A 25,310-nucleotide genomic window follows, 5' to 3' on the forward strand; every position below is an offset into this window, starting at 1 on the left:
GACGAATCTCCTCCTCACCCAGACCCACCAACTGACGACCACCCACCGAGATCTCCCCCGAAATGGCCGTCCGCTTCACGTTGTGCAGACCCAGGATCGCCAGCGACGTCACGCTCTTACCGGAACCGGACTCCCCCACGATCCCCAGCGTGCGGCCCCGCTCGACGGCGAACGACACCCCGTCCACGGCCTTGACGACACCGTCCTCGGTGTCGAACCGCACCCGCAGATCCCGGACCTGGAGATAGGGCCCGTCGCCGGAGCGCTGCTCCGGCACCTCCGGGCGGTCCGGCTCCCCGGACGGCACCGCCTCCGACCTGCCCATTGACCGCCTCCCCTTCGGTGATGAAGAGAACCTACAGGAAAACCCAGGAGGCGAAAATAAGCTACATCGAGCGGTCTGTCAGCGGCCGTAGCGTAACGACATGGTTTCTGGTCCGCCGATCCTGCCGCAGAGCCAGACCCACCACCCGCGCTCCCGGTGGGCGGGGCTCGGCCCGCCCACCGGGAGATATCAGCCTGCGGCGGTGAGGGTGAGGACCACCGGGCCGCCGGGAAGCGTGCGGCTGTCCGAGCGATCCGGCATGTTCCACGCGGTGCTGTTCCGGGCGGCGTCGCTCAGCTCGAAGCCCACCGTGTACGCCCCGGCGGGCAGATCCTGCCACCACGGAAGGTAGAGCCACGCGGTAAGCGTCCCGTCGGGGGCCTGGCTGCTACCCCCACCCGACTGCGACACCACCTCGCCGTTGACGTCGTACACGTAGACGCTCACGCCGGTGATCGGTGCGACCTTCACATCGGCGTCGATGGTGAGCTTGATCGAGGTCTGCCCCACCTCGCTCACCGGCAGTGAGGACGGGTCGAGGCTGGCGCTGCGGGCCGTCGGCGGCTCGGTGCTCGGCACCCGCGTGATCGTCAGATCCGGATCCGGCGCGCCGTACATGCTTCCGTAGAGCGCGACGTTGCCGGCACCGTCGATCACCGCCAAGCCCTCGACCTCACACTGCGCGGTCTGCTGATACACCATGACCTTGACGGCGACACGACCGTCCGCCCTGGTGGTCGGGAGACCCCACTGCTGGCAGCCGCCGACGAGATCGAGCTGCACTGTCGACAGACCCTTGCGGGTGTCGGTCACGACCATGGTGATGTCGGTCATCACCGAGTCACGCCAGTTGTCCACCGGGTTCGGCTCGATCGCGAAGTCGCTGGCCCGTACCGTCGAGTTGGTCGTCGTGGTGACGGACGGCGCGGTCGGGTTCTTGTAGGTGGTCGTCCCGCCGGCGTTGTTGCGCAGCACCAACGCGGCAACCCGCCAGTTGCCGGTGGCGGCATCCGCGGGCACGGTCACGTCGAGCACACACGGCATGTAGATGCCGTCCTGCTGGCCGCCGGTGACCCGGCCGCATCGCAGCCCGGTGCTGTACTCGTCCCGCTCCCAGGTGAAGGCGGTGGTGACGCTCGCGCCGCCCGGACCGGCCAGCCGGATGGTGCCCTTCCAGAAGCCGGACTGCCCGTCCTGCACCGTGAAGTCGTAGGTCACAGTAGCCGCGCCGTTCCCCACGTAGAAGTAGGGACGGCGCACCGGGGAGCTCAGCGAGATGGAGTCGGCGCTCGGCCCCGACGAGTCGATCAGCGTCCGGGCCGTGAACCGGTAACCGAACGCCTGGAGGCGGGTGCCCGAGACCGTGGCGGTGGTGCCCTGGGAACCGATGGTGACCTTCGTGACCTCCCAGATCGCGGTGTCCGCGTCGGAGTAGGCCCGCACCGGAAGGTCGAAGGAGTAGGTGGACTCCTGCGGCGTGCCCGACTCGTACACACCGTCACCGCAGCAGGTCTCCTGGTACGCGTAGCGCGCGACCAGGTCGTGACCGACCAGTTCACCGGTGACGGTGCTGCGCATGCGCATGGTGACGGTGCCGAAGATGGAGCCGGCCTCCGGGTCGGTGTTGGTGACCGTCCAGGTGAGCTTGTTGCTGGCGTAGTCGCCGGTGGCGTCGACCGTGTCGTTGGCGAAGGCGAGGGCGGTGAGCTTGAGTCGCGGGGCCGCGGCGTGGGCGGCAGTGGCACCGAACATGGTTGCGGCGACCATGACGACGAGCGTCAACGCACCGCGGAGTAGTCGGTGCGCGGAAGTGGCAGACATGGACCATTTCTTATCAGCGTCCGGCGACTCGGGTTGTCCCGTTCACGCGCAGGTCGGCATCGATTTCGCCACAGCCCGCCTCGGAGCCGGTCGGATGACGTCGTCCCCTGACGGATGTCGGTGCGCTGGCCTAGGGTCGGGCGCATGAGCGAGTTCGACGCGGCGACCGCTGCCGTCCAAGCCGCCCTGGACGCGGGCGCCCGCTACGCCGACGCCCGGGTCATGCACCGCCGCTACGAGTCGATGTCTGCGCGCAACGGCGACATCGAGGAGCTGAGCCAGGACGAGAGCATCGGGCTGGGCGTACGCGCGCTCGTCGGTTCGGGGTGGGGCTTCCACGCCGTACCCGATCTGTCCGACGCGGCGGCCCGCGACGCCGGCCGGCGCGCCGCGGCGATCGCCACCGCGAGCGCGCGGGTTCCCGGCCCGCCGATCGACCTGGTGCCTTCCGAGGCGGCGGTGGCGAGCTGGGCCTCGGAGTGCGCCGTCGACCCGCTCGGGGTGCCGCTGTCGGACAAGGGCGACCTGCTGGTCCGCGCCACCGCGACGATGCGCGAGCACGGCGCCGACCTGGCCGAAGGGCTCTACCAGATCTGGGACACCACGAAATGGTTCGTCTCCAGCGAGGGCCACCGGATCGACCAGCACATCCGGGAGTGCGGCGGCGGCATCTCGGCCACGTCGATCGGCGACGGCGAGACGCAGCGCCGGTCCTACCCGAGCTACCGCGGGCAGTACGGCACGACCGGCTGGGAGCTGGTCACCTCGCTGGACCTGGCCGCGCACGCCGCCCGGATCGCCGAGGAGTCCCGCGAGCTGCTCACCGCGCCGCTCTGCCCGGCCGGCGAGACCGACCTGATCCTCGGCGGCGAGCAGCTCGCGCTGCAGATCCACGAGTCGGTCGGGCACGCCATCGAGCTGGACCGCATCCTCGGCTGGGAGGCGGCGTTCGCCGGCACGTCCTGGCTCGACCTGGCCCGCCTCGGCTCGCTGCGCTACGGCTCGGAGCTGATGAACGTGACCATCGACCCGACCATCCCCGGGGCGCTGGGCAGCTTCGGCTACGACGACGAGGGCTCCCCCGCCGTGGCCCGGGACGCGGTCCGCGAGGGGCGGTGGGTCGGGGTGCTCGCCGGCCGGGACTCGGCCGCCGTCGCCGGCCTGGACCACGGCGGCAGCGTACGGGCCGACGGCTGGGCCCGGCTGCCGATGGTGCGGATGACGAACGTGGGCCTGGAGCCCGGCCCGCACACGCTGGACGAGATCATCGCGGCCACCGACGACGGGGTGCTGATGGACATCAACCGGTCCTGGTCGATCGACGACAAGCGGCTCAACTTCCAGTTCGGCTGCGAGGTCGGCTGGGAGGTCAAGAACGGCCGCCGGGGGCGGATGCTGCGCAACCCGACGTACACCGGCATCGGGCCGGTCTTCTGGCGCTCGATGGACATGCTCTCCTCGGAGACGGTCGCCTGGGGCACGCCCAACTGCGGGAAGGGGCAGCCCGGCCAGGTCGGACACACCGGCCATCCGGCCGCGCCGGCCCGGTTCCGCGGCGTCCGGGTGGGGGTGCGGGCATGAGCGAGCGCAGCGAGCGAATCAGCAGGCTCAGGGCGACAGTGCCTCATGACGGCACGGAGCGAAGCGGAGTGCCGGCATGAGCGCCGAACTGGGGATCGCCGCGGGAGTGGTGGACCTGGTCCGGCGTACGGCCGGTCCGGGCGCCGAGGCCGAGGTGCTGGTGACCCGCACCGACCTGGCCCTGACCCGGTTCGCCAATTCCTTCATCCATCAGAACGTGTCCGAGACCGGTGTCTCCGTACACCTGCGGTTGCACGTGGACGGGCGGACCGCGACCGGCAGCGGCAGCCGGGTCGACGCCGACGGGCTGGCCGCCCTGGTCGAGCGGACCCGGGCCGCGGCCCGGCTCGCGCCGCCCGACCCGGCCTGGCCGGGACTGACCGCGCCGACGCCCGTGCCGTCCGGCCCGGCCACCGACGAGGCCACCGCGTTCGCCTCGCCCGGCGAGCGGGCCGAGCGGGTACGCGCGTTCGTGGACGCGGTCGACGGGCTGGAGGCGGCCGGCTACTGCCGCACCGCGTACCGGTCGGGGGCGTTCGCCAACTCGGCCGGGCACACGGCGGCCGGAAGCGCGGCCGAGGCGGCCATGGACGGCATCGCCCGCGCCGGCGCCGCGGACGGGGTGGCGCGGCTCTGCGCCGACCGGCTCGCCGACCTCGACGGCGCGGCGCTCGGCGCGCACGCGGCGGCGAAGGCACGGGCCGCGGCCGACCCGGTCGAGCTGCCGCCCGGGCACTACGAGGTGGTGCTCGAACCGGCTGCCGTCGCCGACCTGCTGCAGAACCTCGCCTGGTTCGGCTTCAACGGCAAGCGGTACGCCGAACGGCAGTCGTTCGCCGAGCCGGGCACCGCCCAGTTCGACCCGCTGGTGACGCTGGTGGACGACCCGCTGCACGCCGGTACTCTGCCGTTCGACCTGGAGGGCACGCCGCGGCGGGCGTTGCCGCTGGTCGAGGGCGGCATCACCGGGGCGGTGGCGTACGACAGGCGCGGCGGCGCGGAGGCGGGCAGCGGGTCGACCGGCCACGGCATGCCGGGTAGCGCGACGTTCGGGCCGATCCCGCACAACATCCGCCTGCTGGCGGATCCGGGCGTCGCCGATGCGGGCACGACAGTCGCGGCCGGGCCGGTGAGCGCTGGCGTCACCGGAGCGGTGGGCGACCCGGACACCGCCGCGCTGGTGGCCGGGATGCGGCGCGGGCTGCTGGTGAGCGACTTCTGGTACACGCGGGTGCTGGACCCGAAGCAGCTGGTGGTCACCGGGCTGACGCGCAACGGGGTGTGGCTGGTCGAGGACGGCGTGCCGACCCGGGCGGTGCGCGACTTCCGGTTCACCGAGTCGTACCCGCGGGCGCTGGGGCCGGGGCGGGTGCTGGGCCTGGGCCGGGCGCCGGTCCGGCAGCCGGGCCGGGTCGACGGGTCCTGGTACGAGGCGCCGACGCTGCGACTGTCCTCCTGGCACTTCACCGGCGGCGCGTCCGGGTGATCCGGCGCGTCGCCGGGCGCACCCGCGGCGCCGGTCGGCGCACCGTTCGACCGACCCGCCACATTGATCATGAACTGACTCTTTCCAAGCTGCGGGACACACGGGACACTGCGTTGCGCGGCCGGGCCGTGAAGATCGGCGTAACGTGTGTCACTTAGCCGCACCGGTTCGCCGGTGTGGCCTCGTGCGTGCGCAAGACGTGACAGTGACGTCAGGGAGATGACTCGAATGACAACTACGTCGGCCAAGACGCCGAGATCGCAGCCGCGGGGAGGGCGGGCGCGCGCCGCCATCGCGGCGAAGACGTTGCGGACCGACCGGTGGTGGTTCGCTCCGCTGATCACCGTGGTCGGGCTCAGCGCGTGGGTCATCTACGCGACGGTCCGGGTCTTCATGCACAAGTGGTACTGGGTGGAGCAGTACCACTACCTGACACCGTTCTACTCCCCCTGCGTCACCGACCGCTGTGTCGAGGGCTCCTCGCACTTCGGCCAGTTCCTGCCCGGCTGGTGGATCATCCCGGACGCGGCGCTCACCCTGCCGTTCCTGCTGCTGTTCCGCCTGACCTGCTACTACTACCGCAAGGCGTACTACCGGTCGTTCTGGCTGTCGCCGCCGGCCTGCGCGGTGCCGGACGGTCACCAGTCGTACAGCGGTGAGACGCGGTTCCCGCTGCTCGGGCAGAACCTGCACCGCTACTTCTTCTACGCCGCCGCGATCATCTCGCTGATCAACACCTGGGACGCGATCCTGGCCTTCCACTCCCCCGACGGCTTCGGCTTCGGCCTGGGCAACATCATCCTGGTCGGCAACGTGGTGATGCTGTGGGCGTACACGATCTCCTGCCACTCCTGCCGCCACATCATCGGCGGGCGGCTCAAGCACTTCTCCAAGCACCCGATGCGCTACAAGGCGTGGACCGGGGTGTCCTGGTTGAACGTCCGGCACATGCAGCTCGCCTGGATCACCCTGGGCACCCTGGCGCTCACCGACTTCTACGTGATGGCGGTCGCCGCCGGCTGGATCAACGACCTGCGGTTCATCAACTGAGAGCCTGGACATGACTGAGACGCGAATCGAACGACACCACTACGACGTCGTCGTGATCGGGGCCGGCGGCGCCGGCCTGCGCGCGGCGATCGAGGCCCGGCTGGCCGGCAAGAAGACCGCGATCATCTCGAAGTCGCTGTTCGGCAAGGCGCACACGGTGATGGCCGAGGGTGGCGCCGCCGCCGCGATGGGCAACGTGAACTCGCGGGACAACTGGCAGGTGCACTTCCGGGACACCATGCGCGGCGGCAAGTTCCTGAACAACTTCCGGATGGCCGAGCTGCACGCCAAGGAGGCGCCGCAGCGGATCTGGGAGCTGGAGACGTACGGCGCGCTGTTCGACCGCACCAAGGACGGGAAGATCTCGCAGCGCAACTTCGGCGGCCACGAGTACCCGCGCCTGGCGCACGTCGGCGACCGGACCGGCCTGGAGCTGATCCGTACGCTCCAGCAGAAGATCGTCTCGCTCCAGCAGGAGGACAAGCAGGAGTTCGGCAGCTACGACGCGCGGATCCGGGTCTTCTCCGAGACCACGATCACCGAGTTGCTGCTCGACGGCGACCGCGTCGCCGGCGCGTTCGGCTACTACCGCGAGTCCGGCGAGTTCATCCTCTTCGAGGCGCCCGCCGTGGTGCTCGCCACCGGCGGCGTCGGACGGTCCTACAAGGTCACCTCGAACTCCTGGGAGTACACCGGGGACGGCCACGCGCTGGCGCTGCGCGCCGGGGCGACGCTGATCAACATGGAGTTCCTCCAGTTCCACCCGACCGGCATGGTCTGGCCGCCCTCGGTGAAGGGCATCCTGGTCACCGAGTCGGTGCGCGGCGACGGCGGGGTGCTGAAGAACTCCGAGGGCAAGCGGTTCATGTTCGACTACGTCCCGGACGTGTTCCGCAAGCAGTACGCGGAGACCGAGGAGGAGGCGGACCGCTGGTACACCGACCCGGACAACAACCGGCGTCCGCCGGAGCTGCTGCCCCGTGACGAGGTCGCCCGCGCGATCAACAGCGAGGTCAAGGAGGGCCGGGGTACGCCGGCCGGCGGCGTCTACCTGGACATCGCCTCCCGCAAGTCGGCCGAGGAGATCCGCCGCCGCCTCCCGTCGATGTACCACCAGTTCAAGGAGCTGGCCGACGTCGACATCACCAAGGAGCCGATGGAGGTCGGCCCGACCTGTCACTACGTGATGGGCGGCGTCGAGGTCGACCCGGACTCCGGCGCGGCGTACGGCACGGTGCGCGGGCTCTACGCCGCCGGTGAGGTGTCCGGCGGCATGCACGGCTCCAACCGGCTCGGCGGCAACTCCCTGTCCGACCTGCTGGTATTCGGCAAGCGCGCGGGCGGGCACGCGGCCACGTACACCGATCAGCTCACCAGCCGCCCGGCGGTGTCGGTGGCGGCGGTGGAGGCCGCCGTGGAGACGGCGCTGGCGCCGTTGCAGCGCGACACCGGCGAGAGCCCGTACCAGCTCCAGCAGGACCTCCAGGCGGTGATGGGCGACCTGGTCGGCATCATCCGGCGCGAGGGCGAGCTCGCGGACGCCATGCGCCGGCTGGCCGAGCTGCGGGAGCGGGTGGCGAAGGTGAGCGCGGTCGGCGGCCGGCGCTACAACCCGGGCTGGCACCTGGCGCTGGACCTGCGCAACATGCTCGTGGTCTCGGAGTGCACCGCGATGGCGGCGCTGGAGCGGCAGGAGTCGCGCGGCGGGCACACCCGGGAGGACTACCCGGCGATGGACCCGAAGTGGCGGCGGGTCAACCTGGTCTGCTCGCTGGACGGGGACGCGGTCCGGCTGACCCACAAGCCGCTGCCGAAGATGCGGCCGGAGCTGATCGGGCTGTTCGACCGGGCCGAGCTGGCCAAGTACCTGACCGACGAGGAACTCGCCGAGTTCGACGCCCTCACCGAGGAGGCGAACACTGATGGGAAGTAAGCGCCAGTTCCGCATCTGGCGGGGCGACGAGACCGGCGGCGACCTGAAGGACTACACGGTCGAGGTGAACGAGGGCGAGGTGGTCCTCGACGTGATCCACCGGCTGCAGGCCACCGAGGCGCCGGACCTGGCGTGCCGGTGGAACTGCAAGGCCGGCAAGTGCGGCTCCTGCTCCATGGAGATCAACGGCAAGCCGCGGCTGGGCTGCATGACCCGGATGTCGACGTTCGAGGAGTCCGAGACCGTCACGGTCACCCCGCTGCGCACGTTCCCGGTGATCCGGGACCTGGTCACCGACGTCTCGTTCAACTACGAGAAGGCCCGGGAGACCCCGGCGTTCGCGCCGCCGGCCGACGTGGCGCCCGGCGACTACCGGATGCAGCAGGTCGACGTGGAGCGCTCGCAGGAGTTCCGCAAGTGCATCGAGTGCTTCCTGTGCCAGAACGTCTGCCACGTGATCCGGGACCACGAGGAGAACAAGCCGGCGTTCTCCGGCCCCCGGTTCTTCATCCGGGCGGCCGAGCTGGACATGCACCCGCTGGACGCGCGTACCGACCGCCGGGAGTACGCGCAGTCCGACATGGGACTCGGCTTCTGCAACATCACCAAGTGCTGCACCGAGGTCTGCCCCGAGCACATCAAGATCACCGACAACGGGATCATCCCCATGAAGGAACGGGTCGTCGACCGCAGGTACGATCCCCTTGTGTGGCTCGGTAACAAGATCTTCCGGAGGGGTCAGGTGCCTCAGACCAGCGCGACCAGCGGGCATTCCAGCGGTGCCGTCACGTCCGGAGGGGCGCACGGCGGGGCGCACGCGCACTCCGGCGGAACGCACTCGCACGGCGGGGTGCACTCGCACGCGGGCGGCTCGCACGACAGCGCCGCCGAGCGTCAGGCCCAGCAGGGCGTCAACTGGCACCGCGAGGTGCCGCACCCGACCGCCCCGGCGGTGGACGCCAACGGCAAGCTGCCGCTGACCGAACTGACGTTCAACCGGGCCGCCGCGCCGTCGCCGTTCGGCGACGACGTGACGTTCCCGCTGCCCCCGGAGCACCTCAACTTCGCCCACCCGCAGCAGGACGAGCCGAAGCACTGAACGACAGCACGACGACGGGGGCCAGCGGCACACGCCGCCGGCCCCCGTCCCGTTTCGGCCCGCCTGTCCGGTCCGGAGCCTCAGTCGGACGCGGCGAGCAGCGGACGCAACGCGGCCACGATCGGCACGTCGGCCGGAAGCCAGTCGACGCTGTCCAGCTCGGCGGCGGAGAGCCAGCGCAGCTCCGCGTGCTCCAGGGCCTTCGGCTGGTCGCCGTGCAGCAGGCGGGCGGCGTAGACGCGCAGCACGGACCGGCCGTGCGCCATCCGTACGTCACGGCCGACGCGGGCGCCGACAGCCACCCGTACGCCCAGCTCCTCGGCGCACTCGCGGGCCAGCGCGTCGGTCTCGGCCTCACCCGGCTCGACCTTCCCGCCGGGGAACTCCCACCGGCCCGCCACCTCGGGGGGCGCGGAGCGCTCGCACGCCAGCACCCGGCCGCCCTCGATGATCGCGGCCCCGACGACCACCCTCGGCTCCCGCCGGTCGGCGTGTCCGCCCCCGCTAATCCGTTCGGTCCGCACGGGCCACCAGCGTGCCAGATCAATCGGCGGTTTGGGTAGCTGCGTCGGCCGTCAGGTCAGCAGAACACGGAAGTGTGGGCGTGGACACACCATCTGAGTGGCGAGAGACTAGAGAGCGTCGACTGGGACACGGGATGGCGACGATTTGGCCACAAGCCGGCAACGACGCCTGGGAGGTGCGGTGATGCGCGTGCTGTTCAGCGGCCGTGCGAAGCACGACTACCTCAGCGACGCGCTCGCCCTGCTGTCGGGATGGACGCGCGAGGGCGAACAGATCCGCCGCACGATCGTCCTCGACGACACCCAGCACGCCGCGCTCACCGAACGGGTGGCGGTGGTCGCCGACGCGCTGCGGCTGCGCCCGGAGATCAGCCGCCGGGCAGATCGTACCCAGATCCGCCTGGGCCACGGCGACGGCGAGCCACTCACCGAGGGTGAGGTGCTGCTCGCGGCGCGCATCGAGGACGCGGTCCGCGCGGTCACCGAGCCCTGAGCGCTGGCGCGCCCCGCCTACCCTCAGATGCATGTCTGGCCCCACGTACGACCGCAAGGAACAGTTCCAGCAGATCCAGAGCGGGCTGCTGCCCGGTGAGCAGATCATCGCCGTCTACGACGCGGTGGGCACCGGCACCGGCTTCATCGGCCTGACCGACCGGCGGGTGATCATCCAGGACCGCTCCTTCGTCGGCAAGCGGTACGCCATCACCAGCATCCCGTACTCGAAGATCACCAGCGTGAGCGTGGTGAGCAACAAGTCCTGGGGCGGTTCGTTCTTCTCCACCGGGTCGATCGCCGTGCACGTCGGCACGCACACCTACGAGGTCGAGTTCCGGGGCGCGGAGAAGAGCCACCACGTGCACAACGTGATCCTGCACCACATCTCCTGACCTGCACTGGCACAATCGCCGCCATGCGAGGGCTGACGGCGCGCTGGCGGGCCTGGCGGGGCGACCACCGCCGGGCCGTACGCCTGGTCCGCCGGCTCCTGGTGCTCGCCACGGCCGCCGTGGTGCTGCTGGGCGCCGCCACGATCGCCAGCGTGACCTGGGTCCGCGGCGCCGCCGAGGGTCGCCTGTTCGGCGCCGCGGACGTGCCCGAGACGCCGGTCGCGCTGGTGCTGGGCACCAGGGTGGACCCGGACGGCACCCCGGCGCCGTTCCTCGCCGGCCGGCTGGAGATCGCCCGCCAGTTGTACGCCGCCGGCAAGGTCAAGGTGCTCCTGCTCTCCGGCGACCACATGGACTGGGACTACGACGAGCCGGACGCGATGCGGCGCTGGCTCGTCGAGCGGGGCGTCCCGGCGGAGAAGACGGTGCTGGACCATGCCGGCTTCGACACGTACGACTCGTGCGTGCGCGCGCACCGCATCTTCGGGGTTCGGCGGGCCACTGTGGTCACCCAGTCGTTCCACCTGCCGCGCGCGGTGGCGCTCTGCCGGGACGCCGGCATCGAGACCGTCGGCGTCGGCGACGACACCGCCCGCCGGTACGCCGGCCAGTGGCGGATCAGCTCCACCCGGGAGCACGCCGCCTGCGTCAAGGCCGCCGTGGACGTGCTCAGCGGGCGCGACCCGGTGCACCTCGGCCGCCGGGAGACCGCTGTGGACGACGCGCTGCGGGCGTAATCCGGTTGTCGCCCCGGTCGGCTGCTGGTCTGCTGGACCCCTCGAAGCCGACCGGAGGGAGCACCGCCATGCCACACGCTGCGAAGCCCAACCGACCCGTCGTCACCCTTGCCGAAACGAGGCTTCGTGTTTCCGTACCCCATTCCGGCGGAGGTCGCTGACCTCGCGCCGCGTCCTGTCCCTTCCGCCCGGCGGGAGGGCGTGTGATGTCCGTCTTCGACGATCCCGGCTTGTTCGGCCGGCTCTGGGCCGACACCTACGACGGCCCCGGCAATCCCGACCCGGCCCCGGCCGTCGACTTCCTCGCACCGCTGGCCGAGGGCGGCCCGGTGCTCGAACTGGCGGTCGGCACCGGCCGGGTGGCCCTGCCGCTGGCCGCCCGCGGTCTGACCGTGGAGGGCGTCGAGGCGTCCCCGGAGATGGTCGCGCACCTGCGCGCCAAGCCGGGCGGCGCGGACCTGCCCGTGACCATCGGCGACATGGCGGACGTCCCGGTCGCCGGGCCGTACCGTCTGGTCTTCCTGGTGTTCAACACGCTGTTCAACCTGGTCTCCGAGGAACGCCAGGCGGCGTGCTTCCGCAACGTCGCCCGGGTGCTCGCGCCTGGCGGGGCGTTCGTCATCGAGACGTTCGTGCCCGACCCGGCGGACTTCGACCGGGACGAGCAGGTCCAGGTGCGGGAGGTGACCGAGGACTCGGCCACCATCCGCGTGCACCGGTACGACCGCGCGGCGCAGACGTTCGTGCGGCAGACCGTCACGTTCGACGCCTCCGGCGTGCACCTGAAGCCGTTCGCCATGCGCTACGCCTGGCCGGATCAGGTCGACGAGCTGGCGGAGCGGGCCGGGCTGCGGCTCACCGAGCGGTACGCCGACTGGGACCGGTCGCCGTTCGACGCGGACAGCCGCTCGCACATCTCCGTCTACCGGCGGCGGTAGCGCTCACGTCGAGGGGCCGGGCGTCGTACCGGCCCCTCGACGCGCGACTACGCTGACGACCGCCGGTCCGGACAGGGGGAACCGATGACTGTCACCGTCGTCGCGATGGACGACTCGCACGCCGACGCCGTACTGGAGATCTACCGTCTGGGCATCGCCGAGGGCAACGCCACGTTCGAGACCGAGCCGCCGGACTGGACGAGGTTCACCGCCACCCGGCTGCCCGGCCACCGCTGGGTGGCGCTCGACGAGGCAGGCGACGTGCTCGGCTGGGTGGCCTGCTCCGCTGTCTCCGACCGCTGCGTCTACGCCGGTGTGGTCGAGCACTCCGTCTACGTGCACCCGCGGGGGCGCGGGCGCGGGGTCGGCCGGGCGCTGCTGGAGGCGCTGATCGCCTCGACCGAGGCGGCCGGGATCTGGACCATCCAGTCCGGTGTGTTCCCGGAGAACACGGCGAGTCTCGCGCTGCACGCGACGTGCGGCTTCCGCGTCGTCGGCACCCGCGAGCGGGTGGGCCGCCACTACGGCACCTGGCGCGACGTGACCCTGATCGAACGCCGCAGCCCCGCAGTCACCTGACGCTCCCCCGCCCCGCCCGGGCCCGCCCCGGTCCCGCCCCGGCCCGCCCGGTGATCAAGGAGTTTGTGTCCGGTCGGCGCGGTCCGGGAGACGTAAACCCCTTGATCACCGGGTGAGGTCGCGGCAGGACACGCTCCAGGATCAGGTCAACCATCTGCCGGAACTCGGGGAGCTTGCGGCCGAAGATCGGGCTGTCCCCCGCGACCTCACCGCCGTTGACGAGCGTCGCGGCCGGCCCCGGCGAGCCGGCCACCGGCCCGACCCGGCACAGCCGAAGGTGACGCGTCGTCAGCATGGAGGTCGGCCCAGGTCCGCTCCGCGGCGGTGTCGCAACAGCCGCAGACGGACTGCCGTACCTGGCGGGTGCTCTCGTCGATCGTCAGTGTCACGGCGCGAACTCGATCGAGCCGTAATCGGCCGCGCGTACCCGAAGAAGACTTGACGCCCCGGCCCGCGAGCGCCAAGGTTAGTTACATGAGTAATGAACCAAAGAACCAGGATGGATGACGGCCGGCCGATCTTCGTCCAGATCGCGGAGATGATCGAAAACTCGATCATCGACGGGACGTACGCGGAGGAGACCCAGGTGCCGTCGACGAACGAGCTTGCGGCGTTCCACCGGATCAACCCGGCGACCGCCGCCAAGGGGATCAACCGCCTGGTCGATGACGGGCTTCTCTACAAGCGCAGGGGGATCGGAATGTTCGTGGCAACGGGCGCCGTCGAAACACTCCGGGAACGCCGCCGGCGCGAGTTCTCCGACCAGTACGTGCGGCCCCTCATCGAGGAGGCACGCAAGTTGGGCATCGGCACCGAGGAGCTGAAGAAGCTCATCGACACAGGGGAGGAACAGCGATGAGCGTCGTGGCGGCAGCCGGGCTCACGAAGCGGTTCGGCGAGGTGACCGCTCTCGATGACGTCACCTTCACGTTGACGGGCGACAAGATCTATGGGCTTCTCGGCCGCAACGGCGCCGGCAAGACGACGCTGATGCAGCTGATCACCGGCCAGAACAGCGGCACCAGCGGCGACCTCATGCTCTTCGGTGAGCGGCCGTACGAGAACGAGCGGGTGCTGTCGCGGGTGGTCTTCATCAAGGAGAGTCAGACGTACCCGACCGCGTACCAGGTCCGGCACGTGCTGAGCCTGGCCAAGCGGCTGTTCCCCAACTGGGACGAGGACTTCGCGCAGTCCCTGGTGGACGACTTCGACCTGCCGCGCAAGCGCAAGGTGCGCAAACTGTCCCGCGGCATGCTGTCCGCGCTGGGCGTGACGATCGGCCTGGCCGCACGCGCGCCGCTGACCTTCTTCGACGAGCCGTACCTCGGTCTCGACGCGGTCGCCCGGCAACTCTTCTACGACCGGCTGCTCGCCGACTACGCCGAGAACCCGCGCACCGTCGTGCTCTCCACACACCTCATCGACGAGGTGGCCGACCTGATCGAGCACGTACTGCTGCTCGACCGCGGAAAGCTGCTGCTCGACGCGCCCAGCGACGAGCTGCGCGGCGAGGTGGTGGAGGCGTCCGGCCCGGCCGCTGCGGTGGACGAGTTCGCCGCCGCGCACCAGGCGCTGCATCGTGAGCAACTCGGCGGCGCGGTCCGCGCGTCGCTGCGCGGGTCGTTCGACGACGCCGAACGGACGCGCGCCAAGAAGCTCGGCATCGACCTGGCGCCGGTGTCGCTCCAACAGGCCGTGGTGCGCCTGACGACGGAAAGGACGAACGCGCGATGACTCGTATCCTCGACGTCGCCCGGATGCACACCATCGCCTGGGTCAGCCAGTTGGCCTGGCCATGGGGCATCATGGCCATCTCGCTCGGCGTCAACCTGCTGATCTTTGCCTCGATCGACGAGGCCGCGCCGGGCAAGAACACCACGGGCGGTCTGGTCAGTATCTACATCGTCTGCTCGATCGTCGCCGCCACCTCGATCAGCCAGGTGTTCCCGTTCGCGCTCGGCATGGGCGTCACCCGGCGCACCTTCTACCTCGCCACGGTGCTCGTCAACGTGGTGCAGGCGGTCGTCTACGGCGTCCTGCTCTACCTGCTCAACCTGATCGAGGGCGCCACCGGCGGCTTCGGGATCCAGCTGCGGTTCTTCCGAATCCCGTACGTCGACGTCGACAACGTGCTGTTGCAGATCGCCGTCTACGCGGTGCCGTTCCTGTTCCTGAACTTCGTCTCCGTCTTCGTCGCCGTCTGGTACGTCCGGTTCGGCATGAACGGCCTGTTCGGGGCCGGCGCGGCCCTGATCCTGGTGACCGGCCTGCTCGTCGCGTTGATCACCTGGCAGGGATGGTTCGATGACATCTGGCAGTGGCTGAGCAGCCAGCACCAGGTCAGCCTGCTGGTGGGGTGGCCCGCCCTGATCGCCGCGGTGGCCGCCCTCGGGGGGATGGCGGCCATCCGCCGGGCCAACGCCTGACGGCGGGCACGGATGGTCGGCCGACGATCCGCGTTATGCGGGTCGTCGGCCGCCACCCGCAGCTCCCCGGTCCGGTCGCATCGACAGCTGTTGTCGGACCTGCTCGCTAGCATTGCCGCGATCGCCGACGAGAGGGGTGCGCCGTGGACCAGAGCGACCTCACGACGTTCGTGGACCGGGACCTGCAAGGCGCGCGCTTCACCAGGTCGACGCTGGCCGGCGCGGTGATGCGCGGCGTCGACGTGCGCGGGCTCGACATCGACGCGCCGTGGCTCACCGACGGCACGCTGCTGGTCAACGGTGTCGACGTCGTGCCGCTCGTCGAGGCCGAACTCAACCGGCGGTTCCCCGGGCGCGAGCTGAGGCGTGCCGAGGATCCCGACGGCCTGCGCGCGGCGTGGGCGGCGCTCGAACGAGCCTGGGCGGCCGCGGTCGACCGGGTCGTGTCCATGCCCGAGGGTGCCGCCGACATCTCGATCGACGGCGAGTGGTCGTTCGCGCAGACCCTGCGCCACCTCGCGTTCGCCACCGACGCCTGGCTCGGCAAGGCGATCCTGCGCCTGCCGCAGCCCTTCCATCCGCTCGGGCAGCCGCACGCCGAGTACGAGACGGACGGACTCGACATGTCGATCTTCCCCGCGGCGCGGCCGAGTCTCGCCCAGGTGCTCGATCTGCGCGCCGAGCGGCAGGCCATGGTGCGGGACTTCCTCACGGGCGTCACTCCGGAGCTGCTCACCGAGCCTCGGCCGTCAGCGTGGTCACCCGAACACGAGAAGCCGGTCCTGCACTGCCTTCACGTCATCTTCGACGAGGAGTGGGAACACCTCCGCTTCGCAGTGCGCGACCTGGACGCGCAGGCGTAGCGTCCGGTGTCCACGTGGACCGGCCCCGCATCGGAGGCCTCGGCGGACGGATCTCCCAAGGCGCGCATCGTCACCGGGTTGCTGTGCGACGGCAACCGGATACTCCTGTGCCACCGCTCTCCCCTGCGTCGTGTGCTGCCCGACGTCTGGGACCTGCCCGGCGGGCACGTCGAGCCCGGGGAACCGCCCCGTGTCGCACTTGCCCGTGAGCTTCGAGAGGAACTGGGCGTCGACGTGGCGGTGCCGGCGGGTCCACCAGTGCACGAGGTTCACGCCGACACGTTCGACATGCGGATCTGGCTGATCGAAGCGTGGAGCGGGTCTCCGGCCAACCTGGCGCCGGAGGAACACGACGCCATCGGCTGGTTCACCGAGGACGCGCTCGGAGCGCTACCGCTGGCTCATGCCGGCTACCCCGCCCTGTTCCGCAGGGTCCTTGCCGAGCGTCGCGCCTGACCACGACGGACACGTCTCTCGGCACGAACGCGCGCAGGGGGAGCCTGCGGCTCGGTCGATCACTCGCCCGGGCCGGGACCGGAAGTCGTCGCCCCCGCCGGACCCCCACCCGCCCCGGCACCCGAACCGATCCGGGTCGAACGCCGCGTCAGCTGCCGAGGAACCTCGTCATCGCCGGCCAACGCATCCACGTCGGCATCCACCACGCCGGAACCACCCTCACCGTCGAAGCCTCCGACACCACCTTCCGCGTCCACAACGGCGACCAACTCGTCGCCGAGGTCACCCGCACCACTGTCAAGCCGATCGCCCGGTTCAAGGTCCGCAAACCCGAACCCTCACGCGCGGCCCGCACCCCGCAGCACCGGGACGAAGCTTGACGCCCCGCCGGTGCCATTCCTAGCTTTGTCGCTCATGAGCTGGAGCAAGGAAACTGGCAGATCAGACCATGGATAGCACCAGGTTGACGAAGGCCCTCGGCTACACCGTCGGCGACCTGCTCCTGATCTCGGCCGAGGCGTTCGACACGCGGGTCGTCAGGACCACGCCCCAGCGCCTGCTCATCGACTGGCCATGGCGGGAGGCGGACCCCGAGTCAACCAACTCATGGGATGGCACCGTGGGCTTTCCTCGTGACCCTGACGCGCACGGCTGGCTCAACACACCGTGGCGACTGGAGCCCGACGCCTCCGAACTGCAAGCCAGTGACCCTTGCTTCGTCGGCATCCCACCGACGGAGGTGCGGGTTACCTCCATCGAGAGGTTCGACCCTCCCGCCGACTTCGGATTCCTACCCCGGCCGGACTACGCGCTTGAGATGGTTCCTGTCGACGCGATCGAGGACCAAGAAGCGGGCTACGTCCTCTACCTCAACAGCCAAGAACCGATCCACATCGAAGTTCTTGCCAACCCCAACTAGCCAGGGCATACACAAGCGCTACCCTCAACCGAAGATCGTCTAGCCGGACGTGTCACCCACGTCCCGAGACTGATCTGTCACGCAGGTCCTGAGACCCGACATCGCTGGCAGCCGCTGGCAGCCGGTGTCGTAATCCGGTTGATGCGCTAAACGGCGATGCCAGTTGACGGGTTACACAGGCCCGGAGAGCGCCGGGCACCGACGGTGACACCATGGTTCACGACGCTGGCGTGCTGGCAGCCTGGGCAGGAAGATCGCAGGTCATGAGCCGCATCGTGGACGTGTCGAGCCCTCTCGACATGCAGCAGCTTCGAGTCAGGCTCGACGATGCTTCGGTTGTTCAGTTCAGCCAGCCACTCGCCGAGGCGGAGTACAGGTTGCTCGCCGCGCTATTGGCGGAGCATCCGACGGTCACTCTGCGCGCGTACGGCTTCGACGAGGACCTCGCTACGCTGCGGTTCCTGCGCTGGTTCCCACGCCTCCGTCGCTTCAGCGTCGCCCACCTACACAACCTGACTGACTTGGCGCCGCTGCACCAACTGAGCGCCGACGTCGAGCTCCTCGACATCGGCGAGACCCGCAAGCCTCTCAACCTGACCCCGGCCGCCGCGTTCCGTGACCTTCGCCAACTGCGGATCGTCGCGCACCGAGGCGGCCTTCCGGAACTGATCGACGCCAACCCCAACCTGCAGGGACTTTCGCTGTGGCGACTCCCGGTCGACCAATATCTCCCACTGATTGCCCTGCCCCACCTGCAGTCATTGGCGCTGACCCTCGGCTCGTTGGCACACGGCGAATGGCTGCTCCAGGTCCCCACGCTTCGCTACGTCGCGCTACGCGCAGTTCGCAAGCTCACCGACCTCGACCCGGTGACACGCCTGCCCGCACTGCAATGGCTGTGTTTGGACGCGCTCACTGCAGACCGACTTCCCGACTTCAGCTCCTGCACTACGCTGCTACGCGCCGACTGCACCGCCATGCGACACCTTCGGCACACGACATCCCTACAGGGCCTCGCTGCCGCACCCCAGCTGCGGGAGCTGTCGGTAACTGAGGCCCTGCTCCCTGCTGATGCGTTCAAGCCATTCGTTGATCACCCGACGCTTGAACACGTCAGCGTCGGCCTAGGCACCGAGCGCCGCAGCTGCGAGGCTGAGCAACTTCTGCGGCGGACACCACCACGCTCCGACACTGACTTCGCCGTGAGGTACGGCCTTCTACGCGTGCTGTAGCCGGCCGCAAGACCCGCGAGGAGTTCGGGTGCGGGATCAGAGCTGATCCAGCGTGGTAGCGGCACTGTGAGGCCATGGCCCGAAGTGGGCCGGCGAACTGCAACCCTTCAAGTCGACTCACGACCTGCGCAACCACTACGCTTCGGTCCTGCTGATGCAGGGCGAGTCGGTCATCATCGTGGCCGAACTGCTGGTGCATGCCGGACTCGGAGGAGCGCACCCGCCGGGCGGTCGATGAGGCGTGGAGTTGCCCCCCGGTGTGCCCCAGAGCGAGGAACCACCCTTCTGACCTGCGGAAACGGGCCGGATTCAGACGTTGAAGCGGAACTCCACCACGTCGCCGTCCTGCATCACGTACTCCTTGCCTTCGATCCGGACCTTGCCGGCGGCCTTCGCCGCCGCCATCGATCCGGCCTCGACCAGGTCGTCGTAGGAGACCACCTCGGCCTTGATGAAGCCGCGCTGGAAGTCGCTGTGGATCACCCCGGCGGCCTCCGGCGCGGTCGCGCCGACCGGGACGGTCCAGGCCCGCGCCTCCTTGGGGCCGGCCGTCAGGTACGTCTGGAGCCCGAGCGTCCGGAAGCCGACCCGGACGAGCTGGTTCAGGCCGGGCTCGGACTGCCCGATCGACTCCAGCAGCTCGCGGGCCTCGTCCTCGGGCAGGTCGACCAGCTCGGACTCGATCTTGGCGTCCATGAAGATCGCCTCGGCGGGCGCGACCAGGCCGCGCAGCTCGTCGAGGAACTCGGCGTTGCCCAGCTCGGCCTCGTCGACGTTGAAGACGTAGAGGAACGGCTTGGTGGTGAGCAGGTGCAGTTCACGCAGGTGTTCCAGCTCGACCTTCGCGGCGGCGGCGCCCGCGTACAGGGTCACACCGTTGTCGAGGACCTCGACCGCCTTCTTGGCTGCCTCGACGGCGGCGGCCCGGTCCTTGCGGAGCTTGGCCTCCTTCTCCAGCCGGGGCAGCGCCTTCTCCAGCGTCTGGATGTCGGCCAGGATCAGCTCGGTGTTGATCGTCTCGATGTCGTCGGCCGGGGAGACCTTGCCGTCGACGTGCACGACGTTCGGGTCGGAGAAGGCGCGCACCACCTGGCAGATCGCCGAGGCGTCGCGGATGTTGGCGAGGAACGCGTTGCCCCGGCCCTGCCCCTTGGACGCGCCGCGGACCAGGCCGGCGATGTCGACGAAGGAGACGGGCGCCGGCAGCACCTTCTGCGAGGAGAAGATCTCGGCCAGCTTGGCCAGCCGCTCGTCGGGCAGCCCGACCACGCCGACGTTCGGCTCGATGGTGGCGAACGGGTAGTTCGCGGCGAGCACGTCGTTCTTGGTCAGCGCGTTGAACAGGGTGCTCTTGCCCACGTTGGGCAGGCCGACGATGCCGATGGTGAGACTCACGACGAACCAGCTTACGCGGTTCGCCGCCCGCGCCGGGCAGGCAGGTCCGCGAAGCCTGTCACTCCGACAGCAGGCTCGGCTCGATCCGGGTCTCCCGGGCGGTGCCGTCCTCGGCGCGGACCAGCTCGTACGCGGCCACGCCCGGCCGGTCGGCCACCGCCTCGGCCAGCCGCGTGCCCCGGTAGATCAGCCCGACGCCGTCGTCGGTGCAGTGGCTGGCCGGGAGCGTGCCGTCGGCGACCAGCTGGTGCATCAGCGGTCGCCGCTGTTCCTCGCTGTCGTAGTGCACGCCGTTGCCGTACGGGAGCCAGCCCAGCCCTTCGGTGAAGGGCCGCAGCGTCGGGCCGTAGCTGTCGGTGGCGCCGCCGGTGTGCCAGCAGATCGAGCCGGCGGAGACACCGCCGAGCACCACGCCTGCCTGCCAGCACTCGTGCAGGATCTCCGGCAGGCCGTGCACCCGCCAGACCGCGCAGAGGTTGGCCACGCTGCCGCCGCCGACCCAGATGACGTCCTGCGCGAGCAGGTGGGCGCGGATGTCCTCGACGTTCGGCATCGGGTAGAGCGCCAGGTGGGAGGCGCGGAACCGGGTGCCGGCGAAGGCGCCGTAGAAGACTGTGAACCCGGTCGGCTGGTCCCCGGTGGCCTGGCCGAGGTAGCAGACGCGCGGCGCGTCACCGGCCCCGGCCAGGTCGGCCATCAGGTCGAACAGGGCGCTGGGCCGGGCGTCCCAGGGGCCACGACGACGGCTGGCGAAACCCATGCTGGTGGCGACGATCGTCGGTTCAGTGGCGGGCACGGGCGTCCTTCCGGCCGATGACAGTGACGATCATTGTGCCGGACCGGAGGTGTCGGCCGCGGCGAGCAGCGTACGCAGCAGGTCGGCCAGCCGCTCCTGGTCGGCCGGCGGCAGCGCGTCGAGGATCCGCCGCTGCACCGCGAGCCCGGCCTCGGCGGACTCCTCGACCACCCGGCGACCGGTGTCGGTGAGTGTGACCCGCAGCGCCCGCCGGTCGGCCGGGTCCGGCGAGCGCCGTACCAGGCCGGCCCGTTCGAGGCGGTCGAGCCGCCCGGTCATGCCGCCCGAGGTGAGCATCAGCGAGGCGGCGAGCGCCTTCGGCGCCAGCGTGTACGGCTCACCGGAGCGGCGCAGCGCGGCGAGCACGTCGAACTCACCTCGGCCGATGCCCCAGGCCGCGTACACCTTCTCCTGGCCGTCGCCGACCAGCCGGGCGAGCCGGTAGATGCGGCCGAACACGGCCATCGGCTCGGGCCGCATGCCAGGTCGTTCCCGCCGCCACTGCTCGACGATCGCGTCCACCTCGTCGCCTGTCACGGCTGCCGATTGTGCCCCACGTCCCACTTCCCTTTTCGCTCGGGCCTGAGTAGCTTAGCCCTAAGATACTTATAACTGAGGAAGCTACTGTGAACTCTCGCTGGACCGACGTCGCGCTCACCGCCGCCGCCCCCGTCACCTGGGGCACCACCTACCTGGTCACCGCCGAACTCCTACCCCCGGACCGGCCGCTCTGGGCCGGCGCGATCCGCGCCCTCCCGGCCGGTCTGCTGCTGCTCGCGCTGACCCGAAGGCGACCACACGGCCGCTGGTGGGGGCGGGCCGCCGTGCTCGGCGCGCTCAACATCGGGGTGTTCTTCCCGCTGCTCTTCCTCGCCGCGTACCGGCTGCCCGGTGGCACCGCCGCCGTGCTCGGCGCCGCCCAGCCGCTGCTGGTGGCGGTGCTGACGGTCGCGCTGCTCCGCGACCGCCCCACCCGGCCGGCGCTGGTCGCCGCCGTGGCCGCCCCGCTCGGCGTCGCCCTCGTGGTGCTGCGCCCCGGCGCCGGCCTCGACCCGCTCGGCGTCGCCGCCGGGCTCGCCGGGGCCGTGGCGATGGCCGCCGGGCTGGTGCTCACCCGCCGCTGGGGCCGGCCGCCCGGAGTGGGCGTCCTGGCCGCGACGAGCTGGCAGCTCGTCGCCGGTGGCCTGATGATCGTGCCGGTCGCCGCCGCCGTCGAGGGCGCGCCGCCCGTGCCCGACGGGCCGGCAGTGCTCGGGTACGCGTGGCTCGGGCTGGCCGGCACCGCGCTGGCGTACGTGCTGTGGCTCCGGGGCGCGGCGCGACTGCCGGTGTCCCGCGTGTCGGTGCTCGGCGCGTTGAGCCCGCTGACTGCGGCGACGCTCGGCTGGGCGGTGCTCGGTGAGGCGCTGGACCCGGTCCAGCTCGCCGGTTTCGCGGTGGCCGTGGCGGCGATGGTGCTCGCCCAGATGCCGGACCGGCCTCCTCGCCCGCGGCTGGGTGGCGACGCGGACCACCCGGCGATGGCGCTGGTCGGCGTTCGGGCGGGCGGCGGAGCGGTGGGCTGGTGGCGGCGCCGTCAGCCGGCCCGCAGCCGGCGCCAGTCGTCCGGCCACGCCTCGGCGGCGACACCCTCGGGCAGCGCACCGGCCGGCAGTTGCGCCGCGGCGGCCAGCGGCAGCGTGAACCGGTGCGCGGCGGCGGGCCCGGCCTCGTACGACCGGTCGAGCAGCCACCGCACCTCGTCGGCGGTCCAGCCCAGGCCGGACCGGGCGGCGATCTCCCGGACCAGCCGCAGGCCGACGCGGGTGTCGTCGTCGTAGAAGCGCATGCACCAGTGGTGCGCCCACATGCCGAGCGCGCGCAGCCCGTCCGGGTCGAGCGAGCCGGCCAGCCGGCCGCAGGCGGTGTCGGGGAAGGGGCGCCCGGGGTCACCGGCCCGGTCGCGCTCGATCGCGCCGTAGGCGGCCGGCGCCACCAACCTCATCCGCTCGTAGAAGCCCTGCACCACCGCGGCGTCCAACGGTGCCCGCCCCGATCGCATCAGCGGACACCCCGCCCGGCCACGCTCGCCATGCCCCGCACCTTTTCTTGAGTTGGTGGCGGGACCGTACCGACCACTTACGACACTTTCTCGGGTCCGCCGGGCATGATCCACACCATTCCGCCGAGGTGGCGGCATCCGGGAACCGGCGATACCGCCACCTCCCCGAGCTGGCGCGACTGCCACACGTCATGTCCGAATACCGCCAGCCACGCCGGCGGGGCGGGGGGCAGGATCGGGGGCATGGAGCTGGACTTTGAGCGGTGTTACCGGGCCGTCGACAGCCGCGATCCGCGGTTCGACGGCTGGTTCTACACCGGCGTGACGTCGACCGGGATCTACTGCCGGCCGTCCTGTCCGGCGATGACACCCAAGCGGCAAAATGTCCGCTTCTTCCCGTCGGCCGCCGCCGCGCAGGGAGCCGGGCTGCGGGCGTGCCGCCGGTGCCGGCCGGACGCGGCGCCGGGCTCCCCGCAGTGGGACGTCCGGGCCGACCTGGTCGGCCGCGCCATGCGGCTGATCGCCGACGGCGTGGTCGACCGCGACGGGGTGCCCGGGCTGGCCGGCCGGCTGGGCTACACCGAGCGGCACCTGCACCGGATGCTCCAGGCCGAGCTGGGCGCCGGCCCGCTGGCGCTGGCCCGGGCACAGCGCGCGCAGACCGCCCGGATCCTGATCGAGACCACCGGCCTCGGCCTGGCCGAGGTGGCCTTCGCCGCCGGGTTCGGCAGCGTCCGGCAGTTCAACGAGACGGTCCGTGAGGTCTACGGCGGCACCCCGTCCGAGCTGCGCGCCGGGCGACGCGGTCCGGCCTCGGCCACCGGCGCGGGCACGCTCTCGCTGCGGCTGGCATACCGGCCACCGCTGCACGCGGGCGCGCTGCTGGACTTCCTCGCGCTGCGCGCGCTGCCCGGCGTCGAGGTGGTCCGCGACGGCACCTACCACCGGGGGCTGCGCCTGCCGCACGGTCCCGGCACGGTGGCGCTGACCCCGTCCGACGGCCACATCGACGCCACGTTGCGGCTGGCCGACATGCGTGACCTGGCTCCCGCGGTGGCCCGCTGCCGCCGCCTGCTCGACCTGGACGCCGACCCGGTCGCGGTGGACGCCACCCTGGCCGCCGACCCGGCGCTGGCCCCGGCGGTCGTCGCCGAGCCGGGCGTCCGGCTTCCGCACGCGGTCGACGGCTTCGAGCTGGCCGTCCGCGCCGTCGTGACCCAGCAGGTCTCGCTGACCTCGGCGCGGACCACGCTCACCCGCCTGCTCTCCGCCGTCCGGTCGGCGAGCGGTTCGGGCACCGACGACCCGGCCGACGGCCTGGTGGCGTTCCCGGGTCCCGCCGACGTGCTCGCGGCGCCGGACCCGGCGTTCCGGATGCCGGCCGCCCGCCGGGAGACGATCCGGGCGCTGGCCCGCGCCGTCACCGACGGGACGCTGGACCTGGAACCCGGGGGCGACCGGGAGGAGACGGTCCGGCTCCTTGCCGCGGTGCCCGGCGTCGGCCCGTGGACCACCGGCTACCTGGCCATGCGCGCACTCGGCGACCCCGACGTCGCCCTCACCACCGACCTGGGCGTACGCCGCGGCGCAACCGCGCTCGGCCTGCCCGACACCCCCAAGACCCTGCTCGCGTACGCCGAACGCTGGCGCCCCTGGCGGTCCTACGCGACGATCCGACTCTGGAGAGCAGCATGAGCACTGTGGACAGCACCGTCATCGACACACCGGTCGGCCCGTTGAGCGTGCTCGCCGGCCCCGACGGCGCGGTACGCGCGGCCGGCTTCACGCCCGACCCGGCGGCCCTGGCGCCGTTGACCCACCCGAGCCTGCGTGGTGACCTGCGGGAGCGGGCCGACCTCGGTCCGGTCACCGCCGCCGTCCGGGCCTACCTGGACGGAGACCTCGCCGCGATCGACGCGGTCCCAGTGGAGCAGCACAGCGGCGGGCTCTTCCTGACGCATGCCTGGCAGGTGCTGCGCGACATCAAGCCCGGCGACCCGGTCACCTACACCGGGTTCGCCGCGCTGGCCGGACGCCCCGCCGCGGTCCGCGCCGCCGCGGCGGCATGCGCGCGCAACGCGGCAGCGCTCTTCGTGCCCTGTCACCGCGTGCTGCGCACCGACGGCACGCTCGGCGGCTACCGCTGGGGCCTGCCCGTGAAGAAGTGGCTTCTCGGGCATGAGGGACGGGTGACGGCTAGCTGACAGCGGAAACGTCACCCC

The 25,310-nt window shown here is 71.2% G+C and carries 26 protein-coding genes and 1 pseudogene; 20 read left to right on the forward strand and 7 right to left on the reverse strand.

Annotation, left to right across the window (positions count from 1 at the left end):
* Both DQE82_RS28835 and DQE82_RS28840 read right to left on the reverse strand, forming a co-directional pair.
* Positions 1 to 325, reverse strand: a 325-nt coding sequence (locus DQE82_RS28835; RefSeq protein ID WP_113974733.1) for an ATP-binding cassette domain-containing protein, incomplete at its 3' end; no start/stop codon positions are given.
* A gap of 189 nt (positions 326 to 514) precedes the next feature.
* Positions 515 to 2,092, reverse strand: coding sequence for a hypothetical protein (locus tag DQE82_RS28840; protein WP_116962594.1), 1,578 nt, complete (start codon positions 2,090 to 2,092; stop codon positions 515 to 517).
* 198 nt (positions 2,093 to 2,290) lie between these two features.
* Between DQE82_RS28840 and DQE82_RS28845 the strand changes: the two genes are divergently transcribed.
* From DQE82_RS28845 to DQE82_RS28865, 5 genes are all read left to right on the forward strand, one after another.
* Complete coding sequence (locus DQE82_RS28845) at positions 2,291 to 3,727, forward strand: TldD/PmbA family protein (RefSeq protein WP_113974735.1); 1,437 nt, start codon at positions 2,291 to 2,293, stop codon at positions 3,725 to 3,727.
* A gap of 76 nt (positions 3,728 to 3,803) precedes the next feature.
* Positions 3,804 to 5,213 carry a TldD/PmbA family protein gene (locus DQE82_RS28850; RefSeq protein WP_113974736.1) on the forward strand — a complete coding sequence of 470 codons (1,410 nt, stop codon included), beginning with the start codon at positions 3,804 to 3,806 and terminating at the stop codon, positions 5,211 to 5,213.
* Positions 5,214 to 5,441: 228 nt separating this feature from the next.
* Positions 5,442 to 6,263, forward strand: coding sequence for a hypothetical protein (locus DQE82_RS28855; protein WP_043328416.1), 822 nt, complete (start codon positions 5,442 to 5,444; stop codon positions 6,261 to 6,263).
* Positions 6,264 to 6,273: 10 nt separating this feature from the next.
* A complete protein-coding gene (locus tag DQE82_RS28860) occupies positions 6,274 to 8,196 on the forward strand; it encodes a fumarate reductase/succinate dehydrogenase flavoprotein subunit (protein WP_043328415.1) in 1,923 nt (640 codons plus the stop codon).
* A complete protein-coding gene (locus DQE82_RS28865; RefSeq protein WP_043328414.1) occupies positions 8,186 to 9,295 on the forward strand; it encodes a succinate dehydrogenase/fumarate reductase iron-sulfur subunit in 1,110 nt (369 codons plus the stop codon). The genes DQE82_RS28860 and DQE82_RS28865 overlap by 11 nt, the downstream gene beginning before the upstream one ends.
* 80 nt (positions 9,296 to 9,375) lie before the next feature.
* On the opposite strand, the gene DQE82_RS28870 is transcribed toward DQE82_RS28865, so the two are convergent.
* The gene (locus tag DQE82_RS28870) at positions 9,376 to 9,819 is read right to left on the reverse strand and encodes a (deoxy)nucleoside triphosphate pyrophosphohydrolase (protein ID WP_181373769.1); all 444 of its coding nucleotides are present in this window, start codon (positions 9,817 to 9,819) and stop codon (positions 9,376 to 9,378) included.
* Positions 9,820 to 10,003: 184 nt separating this feature from the next.
* On the opposite strand from DQE82_RS28870, the gene DQE82_RS28875 reads away from it, so the two are divergent.
* From DQE82_RS28875 to DQE82_RS28940, 12 genes are all read left to right on the forward strand, one after another.
* Positions 10,004 to 10,312 (forward strand): 4a-hydroxytetrahydrobiopterin dehydratase, encoded by a 309-nt coding sequence (locus tag DQE82_RS28875; RefSeq protein WP_018784696.1) that lies wholly within the window; start codon positions 10,004 to 10,006, stop codon positions 10,310 to 10,312.
* 31 nt (positions 10,313 to 10,343) lie between these two features.
* Positions 10,344 to 10,706 (forward strand): PH domain-containing protein, encoded by a 363-nt coding sequence (locus DQE82_RS28880; RefSeq protein WP_018784695.1) that lies wholly within the window; start codon positions 10,344 to 10,346, stop codon positions 10,704 to 10,706.
* 23 nt (positions 10,707 to 10,729) lie between these two features.
* Entirely contained in the window at positions 10,730 to 11,443 is a 714-nt protein-coding gene (locus tag DQE82_RS28885; protein WP_113974737.1) for a vancomycin high temperature exclusion protein, read from the forward strand.
* 206 nt (positions 11,444 to 11,649) lie between these two features.
* Positions 11,650 to 12,381, forward strand: coding sequence for a class I SAM-dependent methyltransferase (locus DQE82_RS28890; protein ID WP_043328408.1), 732 nt, complete (start codon positions 11,650 to 11,652; stop codon positions 12,379 to 12,381).
* Positions 12,382 to 12,465: 84 nt separating this feature from the next.
* Complete coding sequence (locus DQE82_RS28895; RefSeq protein ID WP_113974738.1) at positions 12,466 to 12,960, forward strand: GNAT family N-acetyltransferase; 495 nt, start codon at positions 12,466 to 12,468, stop codon at positions 12,958 to 12,960.
* 499 nt (positions 12,961 to 13,459) lie between these two features.
* On the forward strand, positions 13,460 to 13,819 hold the full coding sequence (locus tag DQE82_RS28905) for a GntR family transcriptional regulator (RefSeq protein WP_043328406.1): 360 nt from the start codon (positions 13,460 to 13,462) through the stop codon (positions 13,817 to 13,819).
* Positions 13,816 to 14,694, forward strand: coding sequence for an ATP-binding cassette domain-containing protein (locus tag DQE82_RS28910; protein WP_043328404.1), 879 nt, complete (start codon positions 13,816 to 13,818; stop codon positions 14,692 to 14,694). Before DQE82_RS28905 ends, DQE82_RS28910 begins: the two co-directional genes overlap by 4 nt.
* A complete protein-coding gene (locus DQE82_RS28915) occupies positions 14,691 to 15,386 on the forward strand; it encodes an ABC transporter permease (RefSeq protein WP_113974740.1) in 696 nt (231 codons plus the stop codon). The genes DQE82_RS28910 and DQE82_RS28915 overlap by 4 nt, the downstream gene beginning before the upstream one ends.
* A gap of 143 nt (positions 15,387 to 15,529) precedes the next feature.
* A complete protein-coding gene (locus DQE82_RS28920) occupies positions 15,530 to 16,249 on the forward strand; it encodes a DinB family protein (protein ID WP_233514817.1) in 720 nt (239 codons plus the stop codon).
* 6 nt (positions 16,250 to 16,255) lie between these two features.
* On the forward strand, positions 16,256 to 16,705 hold the full coding sequence (locus DQE82_RS28925) for an NUDIX domain-containing protein (RefSeq protein WP_069088253.1): 450 nt from the start codon (positions 16,256 to 16,258) through the stop codon (positions 16,703 to 16,705).
* Between the two features lie 448 nt (positions 16,706 to 17,153).
* Complete coding sequence (locus DQE82_RS28935) at positions 17,154 to 17,624, forward strand: hypothetical protein (RefSeq protein ID WP_113974741.1); 471 nt, start codon at positions 17,154 to 17,156, stop codon at positions 17,622 to 17,624.
* Positions 17,625 to 17,887: 263 nt separating this feature from the next.
* Positions 17,888 to 18,856, forward strand: coding sequence for a hypothetical protein (locus DQE82_RS28940; RefSeq protein ID WP_113974742.1), 969 nt, complete (start codon positions 17,888 to 17,890; stop codon positions 18,854 to 18,856).
* A gap of 309 nt (positions 18,857 to 19,165) precedes the next feature.
* On the opposite strand, the gene ychF is transcribed toward DQE82_RS28940, so the two are convergent.
* From ychF to DQE82_RS28960, 3 genes are read right to left on the reverse strand one after another with little or no spacing between them, the layout of a single operon-like run.
* Positions 19,166 to 20,251 carry a redox-regulated ATPase YchF gene (ychF, locus tag DQE82_RS28950; RefSeq protein ID WP_043328395.1) on the reverse strand — a complete coding sequence of 362 codons (1,086 nt, stop codon included), beginning with the start codon at positions 20,249 to 20,251 and terminating at the stop codon, positions 19,166 to 19,168.
* Positions 20,252 to 20,309: 58 nt separating this feature from the next.
* A complete protein-coding gene (locus DQE82_RS28955) occupies positions 20,310 to 21,047 on the reverse strand; it encodes a peptidase E (protein WP_113974743.1) in 738 nt (245 codons plus the stop codon).
* Between the two features lie 30 nt (positions 21,048 to 21,077).
* The gene (locus tag DQE82_RS28960; RefSeq protein ID WP_043328390.1) at positions 21,078 to 21,584 is read right to left on the reverse strand and encodes a MarR family winged helix-turn-helix transcriptional regulator; all 507 of its coding nucleotides are present in this window, start codon (positions 21,582 to 21,584) and stop codon (positions 21,078 to 21,080) included.
* Between the two features lie 89 nt (positions 21,585 to 21,673).
* Here DQE82_RS28960 and DQE82_RS31280 point away from each other — a divergent pair.
* Positions 21,674 to 22,447: pseudogene (locus DQE82_RS31280) on the forward strand (EamA family transporter); the annotation flags it as partial.
* A 176-nt stretch (positions 22,448 to 22,623) separates the two neighbouring features.
* Here the strand turns inward: DQE82_RS31280 and DQE82_RS31285 are convergent.
* On the reverse strand, positions 22,624 to 23,088 hold the full coding sequence (locus tag DQE82_RS31285) for a hypothetical protein (protein ID WP_223201312.1): 465 nt from the start codon (positions 23,086 to 23,088) through the stop codon (positions 22,624 to 22,626).
* Between the two features lie 243 nt (positions 23,089 to 23,331).
* On the opposite strand from DQE82_RS31285, the gene DQE82_RS28970 reads away from it, so the two are divergent.
* On the forward strand, positions 23,332 to 24,783 hold the full coding sequence (locus tag DQE82_RS28970; protein ID WP_113974745.1) for an AlkA N-terminal domain-containing protein: 1,452 nt from the start codon (positions 23,332 to 23,334) through the stop codon (positions 24,781 to 24,783).
* A complete protein-coding gene (locus DQE82_RS28975) occupies positions 24,780 to 25,292 on the forward strand; it encodes a methylated-DNA--[protein]-cysteine S-methyltransferase (protein WP_113974746.1) in 513 nt (170 codons plus the stop codon). Before DQE82_RS28970 ends, DQE82_RS28975 begins: the two co-directional genes overlap by 4 nt.
* Positions 25,293 to 25,310 lie beyond the last annotated feature (18 nt).

Origin of the sequence: Micromonospora sp. LHW51205, from assembly GCF_003315815.1 — a bacterium.
Taxonomy (GTDB): domain Bacteria; phylum Actinomycetota; class Actinomycetes; order Mycobacteriales; family Micromonosporaceae; genus Micromonospora; species Micromonospora chalcea.